The sequence below is a fragment of the Streptomyces sp. NRRL B-24572 genome, from assembly GCF_002156145.1.
GTDB lineage: Bacteria > Actinomycetota > Actinomycetes > Streptomycetales > Streptomycetaceae > Streptomyces > Streptomyces vietnamensis.
In genome coordinates, this window is record NZ_MWIG01000558.1 from 1 (window position 1) to 4,904 (window position 4,904).

General features: G+C 72.6%; 3 protein-coding genes and 1 pseudogene. 2 read left to right on the top strand and 2 right to left on the bottom strand.

What is annotated here, in order from left to right; all coding sequences use genetic code 11:
• A pseudogene (locus CCN56_RS29790) lies at nt 1-1,125 on the top strand (2-oxoglutarate ferredoxin oxidoreductase subunit alpha); the annotation flags it as partial.
• A complete protein-coding gene (locus CCN56_RS29795; protein WP_086831053.1) occupies nt 1,118-2,179 on the top strand; it encodes a 2-oxoacid:ferredoxin oxidoreductase subunit beta in 1,062 nt (353 codons plus the stop codon). The pseudogene CCN56_RS29790 and the gene CCN56_RS29795, both read left to right, overlap by 8 nt.
• A 45-nt stretch (nt 2,180-2,224) precedes the next feature.
• Here the strand turns inward: CCN56_RS29795 and CCN56_RS29800 are convergent, their stop codons facing one another.
• Both CCN56_RS29800 and CCN56_RS29805 read right to left on the bottom strand, forming a co-directional pair.
• Nucleotides 2,225-4,411, bottom strand: a complete 2,187-nt coding sequence (locus CCN56_RS29800; protein WP_086831054.1) for a bifunctional serine/threonine-protein kinase/ABC transporter substrate-binding protein — start codon at nt 4,409-4,411, stop codon at nt 2,225-2,227.
• A gap of 4 nt (nt 4,412-4,415) precedes the next feature.
• Entirely contained in the window at nt 4,416-4,781 is a 366-nt protein-coding gene (locus CCN56_RS29805; RefSeq protein ID WP_256962235.1) for a hypothetical protein, read from the bottom strand.
• Between the last annotated feature and the right edge of the window lie 123 nt (nt 4,782-4,904).

The following is a 4,904-nucleotide window of genomic DNA, read 5'->3' on the forward strand; positions in this document are numbered from 1 at the left end:
TCCTACGGCCTGATCGCCGCGAGCCGGCAGGCCGACCTGCCGCTCTACCTGGGCTCCTACCCGATCACCCCGGCCTCCGACATCCTGCACGAGCTGTCCAGGCACAAGAACTTCGGCGTGCGCACCTTCCAGGCCGAGGACGAGATCGCCGGCATCGGCGCCGCGCTCGGCGCCGCCTTCGGCGGCTCGCTCGCCGTGACCACCACGAGTGGCCCGGGTGTGGCGCTGAAGTCCGAGACGATCGGACTGGCGGTCTCGCTGGAGCTGCCGCTGCTGATCGTCGACATCCAGCGCGGCGGACCCTCCACCGGTCTCCCGACGAAGACCGAGCAGGCCGACCTGCTGCAGGCCATGTACGGCCGCAACGGCGAGGCCCCCGTCCCGGTCGTGGCCCCCAAGACGCCGGCGGACTGCTTCGACGCCGCCCTGGAGGCGGCGCGGATCGCGCTGGCCTACCGCACGCCGGTCTTCCTGCTCTCCGACGGCTATCTGGCCAACGGCTCCGAGCCCTGGCGCATCCCGGACGTCGAGGACCTGCCCGACCTGACGACCCCGTTCGCCACCGGCCCGAACCACACCCTCGCCGACGGCACCGAGGTCTTCTGGCCCTACAAGCGCGACCCGGAGACCCTGGCCCGCCCCTGGGCCGTGCCCGGCACCCCCGGCCTGGAGCACCGCATCGGCGGCATCGAGAAGCAGGACGGCACCGGCAACATCAGCTACGACCCGGCCAACCACGAGTTCATGGTCCGCACCCGCCAGGCCAAGATCGACGGCATCGCCGTGCCCGATCTGGAGGTCGACGACCCGGACGGCGCGCGCACCCTGGTCCTGGGCTGGGGCTCCACCTACGGCCCGATCACCGCCGCCGTGCGCCGCATCCGCCGCGAGGGCGGGCACATCGCCCAGACCCACCTGCGCCACCTCAACCCCTTCCCCAAGAACCTCGGCGAGATCCTGAAGCGGTACGAGAAGGTCGTCATCCCCGAGATGAACCTCGGCCAGCTCGCCACCCTCGTCCGCGCGACGTACCTCGTCGACGCCCGCAGCCACACCCAGGTCAACGGCATGCCGTTCAAGGCCGAGCAGCTCGCCGCCGCCCTCAAGGAGGCCATCGATGCCTGAGCCCACCGAGTCGCTCCTGCACCTGGTGCCGAAGGCCGAGGCCGCCCAGTCCATGAAGGACTTCAAGTCGGACCAGGAGGTCCGCTGGTGTCCCGGCTGCGGCGACTACGCCGTCCTGGCCGCCGTGCAGGGCTTCATGCCCGAACTCGGCCTGGCACGCGAGAACATCGTCTTCGTCTCCGGCATCGGCTGCTCCTCCCGCTTCCCGTACTACATGAACACCTACGGGATGCACTCCATCCACGGCCGCGCCCCCGCCATCGCCACCGGCCTGGCGACCTCGCGCCGCGACCTGTCGGTGTGGGTGGTCACCGGTGACGGCGACGCGCTGTCCATCGGCGGCAACCACCTGATCCACGCCCTGCGCCGCAACGTGAACCTGAAGATCCTGCTGTTCAACAACCGGATCTACGGCCTCACCAAGGGCCAGTACTCCCCCACCTCCGAGCTCGGCAAGATCACCAAGTCGACGCCGATGGGCTCGCTCGACGCCCCCTTCAACCCGGTGTCGCTGGCGCTCGGCGCCGAGGCCTCCTTCGTGGCCCGCACCGTCGACTCCGACCGCAAGCACCTCACCGAGGTGCTCCGCCAGGCCTCCGAGCACAACGGCACCGCGCTGGTGGAGATCTACCAGAACTGCAACATCTTCAACGACGGCGCCTTCGAGGTCCTCAAGGACAAGGACCAGGCCCAGGAGGCGGTCATCCGCCTCGAACACGGCCGGCCGATCCGCTTCGGCGCCGAGAACGACAAGGGCGTCGTCCGCGACCCGGCCACCGGCGACCTGACGGTCGTCACGGTCACCCCGGAGAACGAGGCGCGGGTCCTCGTCCACGACGCACACGCGGCCACCCCCACGACCGCGTTCGCGCTCTCCCGGCTGGCGGACCCGGACACCCTGCACCAGACCCCCATCGGCGTCTTCCGCTCGGTCGACCGCCCGGTCTACGACACGCTGATGGCGGACCAGCTCGACAAGGCCGTCGAACAGCACGGCAAGGGCGACCTCGCGCAGCTGCTGACCGGCAACGACACCTGGACGGTGGTCGGCTGACAGCCGTGCGAGGGGCCCGGTCCGCGGCGCGGGCCGGGCCCCTCGTCAGTCCTCCTTCGCGGCGGTCGCGAAGGGGCCCCGGTAGGTGGGGACCCCGCCGCGCACCTGCCAGAGGAAGACGGCGTTCAGCTCCGCGTCCTTGCTGTTCCTCAGGTCGGGCCGGTACACCTTCGCGATCCCCTCGTACGGGGTCCGGCCCAGACCGTTCACGACCGCGGAGGTCACGCGCTCCGCCTTGTTCGCGACCGCCGTGCCCAGCGCCTGCGCGATCCAGTGGACGGTGTCGTACGCCTCCGTCGCGTACCGCTCGAACGGTGCCGTCGCGGGCAGCTTCCAGCGCTTCCGGTAGGCGGCGGCGAACTGCTTTCCGGCCGGCATGCGGCCGGGGTCGACGTAGCTGGTGCCGAAGTACCAGCCTTCCGCCGCCGGGCCCGCCAGGCTCAGGAACTCCGGCTGGAGCACCTGCTCCGTGCTGCCGCACGGCCCCTTGTACCCCTGACGGGCCAGGGCCTTGGCGCACAGCGCGGCCCGGCGGGGCGACGTCCCCGCGTAGTACACGCCGTCGGGGCGCGTCGCGAGGGCCTGCCGGACGGCGGACTCGAAGTCCTCGCTGCCCGCCTCCACCGGGTGGGACGTGGTGACGCCGCCTCTGGACGCCGAAGGGGGAGTCTCCTTCAGGATCCTGACGGCGAACCAGGCGGACCGGCCGGCCGCCCGGTCCTCGATGACGGCGGTCCTGCGGCGGTCGTGCTCCTCCAGCCACCGGCTGAAGGCCACGGTCATCACGTCGTGCGAGGGCCGGGCCTCGAGGTAGGCCTGGTCATTGCCCTGCCCGGCGAGGTCCGATGCCGGCACCGATGCGACCACGCTCACCAACGGGACCTGGTGGAGGAAGAGTTCGTCGTGGGTGGCGATGTCGGTCTCGGTGACCGTCGGGCCGAGCACGGCGGCCAGGTTCCCGATGTCGGCCAGAGTACGGGCGGCCGCCTTGGCGCGCTTCGGGTCTCCCCCGTCGTCGATGACCTTAAGAGCCATGTCGAAGGTGCGGTCGGCGCGGGCGTTGTGGGTCTCCACGGCGAGCCGCGCCCCGCGTTCCTGCGCCCGCCCGTCGGCCTTCGTCGCTCCGCTCAGGTCGGTGACGACGCCGATCGTGTACGTGGCGAGCCGCGCGCCCGTGCCCGTACCGCCGCCGCTGCCGCCGCTTCCGGAGGGCGTACGGCTCAGCAGGTAGGCGGTCAGGCCGCCGGCGCCGACGACGGCCGCCGCCGAGGCGCCGATCAGGAACCGGCGGCGCGAAGGGCCCTGCGCGTGCGTGTCGTCCACGAGCATCGTGGGCTCCGGCACCGGGAGGTCGAGGACCCGGGAGGAGCGCTGGGCGATCAGGGCGGGCAGGCCGTCCGGCAGCCAGTCCCCCGCCGGGGCGTCCGCCCGCCCGAGGGCTTCACGGACCTCGGCGGCCGTGGGCCGGTCCGCCGGGTCCTTGGCCAGACAGGCCCTGACCAGGGGGAGGATCGTGTCCGGTACCTCGTCGAGCGCGGGCTCCTCGTGGACCGTGCGGTAGACGACGGACGCCACCGCGCCCGTGCCGAAGGGGCGTTCGCCGGTGAGCGCGTACGCGAGGACGCAGCCGAGCGAGAAGACGTCGGCGGCCGGGCCGACCTCTCCCGAGCCGGTGACCCGGGCCTGTTCGGGGGCGAGGAAGCCGGGGGTGCCGATCATCGCGTCGGTGGCGGTCAGGGCGGTCGCACCGGCGGTCCTGGCGATGCCGAAGTCGATCAGCCGGGGTCCGTCGAGGGCGAGGAGGACGTTGCCGGGCTTGACGTCCCGGTGGACGAGCCCCGCCTCGTGCATGTCGGCGAGTGCGGCCGCGAGACGGGCGCCGAGGGACCGTACGGTCGGCTCGGGCAGGGCGCCGTACAGGCCCACGGCCTCGGCGAGGGAGGGCCCCGGCACGTACTCGGTCGCCAACCACGGTTCGCGGGCCTCCGGGTCGGCGCCGAGGACGCGGACGACCCAGCGCCCCGTGATGCGTTCGGCGGCCCTCGCCTCGCGGCGGAACCGCTCCCGGAAGCCGGGGTCGGCGGCGTGCTCGGCGCGGATGAGTTTGAGCGCGGCGAGCGCACCGCCGGTCGAGCGGGCCAGGTAGACGACGCCCATGCCGCCGGCGCCGAGCCGGCCGAGGAGCCGGTAGCCGGCGATGGCCGAAGGGTCGGCCTTTCGCAGTGGCTGCACGGGATCAGGCCTTCTTCTTGTTCTGCGCGGGCTTGTTCGGCACCAGGGGTGCGGCGCCCACCGGCTTGTACGCGCCGTTCTGCACGGCATAGACGAAGGTGCCGCCGGGGCTCAGCTCGCCCGTCTCGTTGAAGGTGTAACCCCCCATCGCGCCGGTGTACTTCTGCTTGCGCAGCGCGGCCCACAGTCCCTTCCGGGCGGGCTTGCGGCCGGCCTTCGCGTCGGCCGCGAGCTGCTGGAGCGTCATCGTGACCACGTCGTACGACTCGCCCGCGTAGTACGCTGGGGCCGTGCCGTACCGCTTGCGGTGGGCGGCGGTGAAGGCGGCCGCCGTCTTCGTCGTGGCGGGGTCGGCGACGGGCGCGCACACGAACCAGCCCTCGGCGTCCGCCCCGCCCTGCTCGACGAAGTCCTGGCCGAAGACGTGCTGGCCGGTGAACCGCGGCCCGCGCGCTCACCGAACTCGGCTTCACCGGGCCGCGGTTCACCGGCC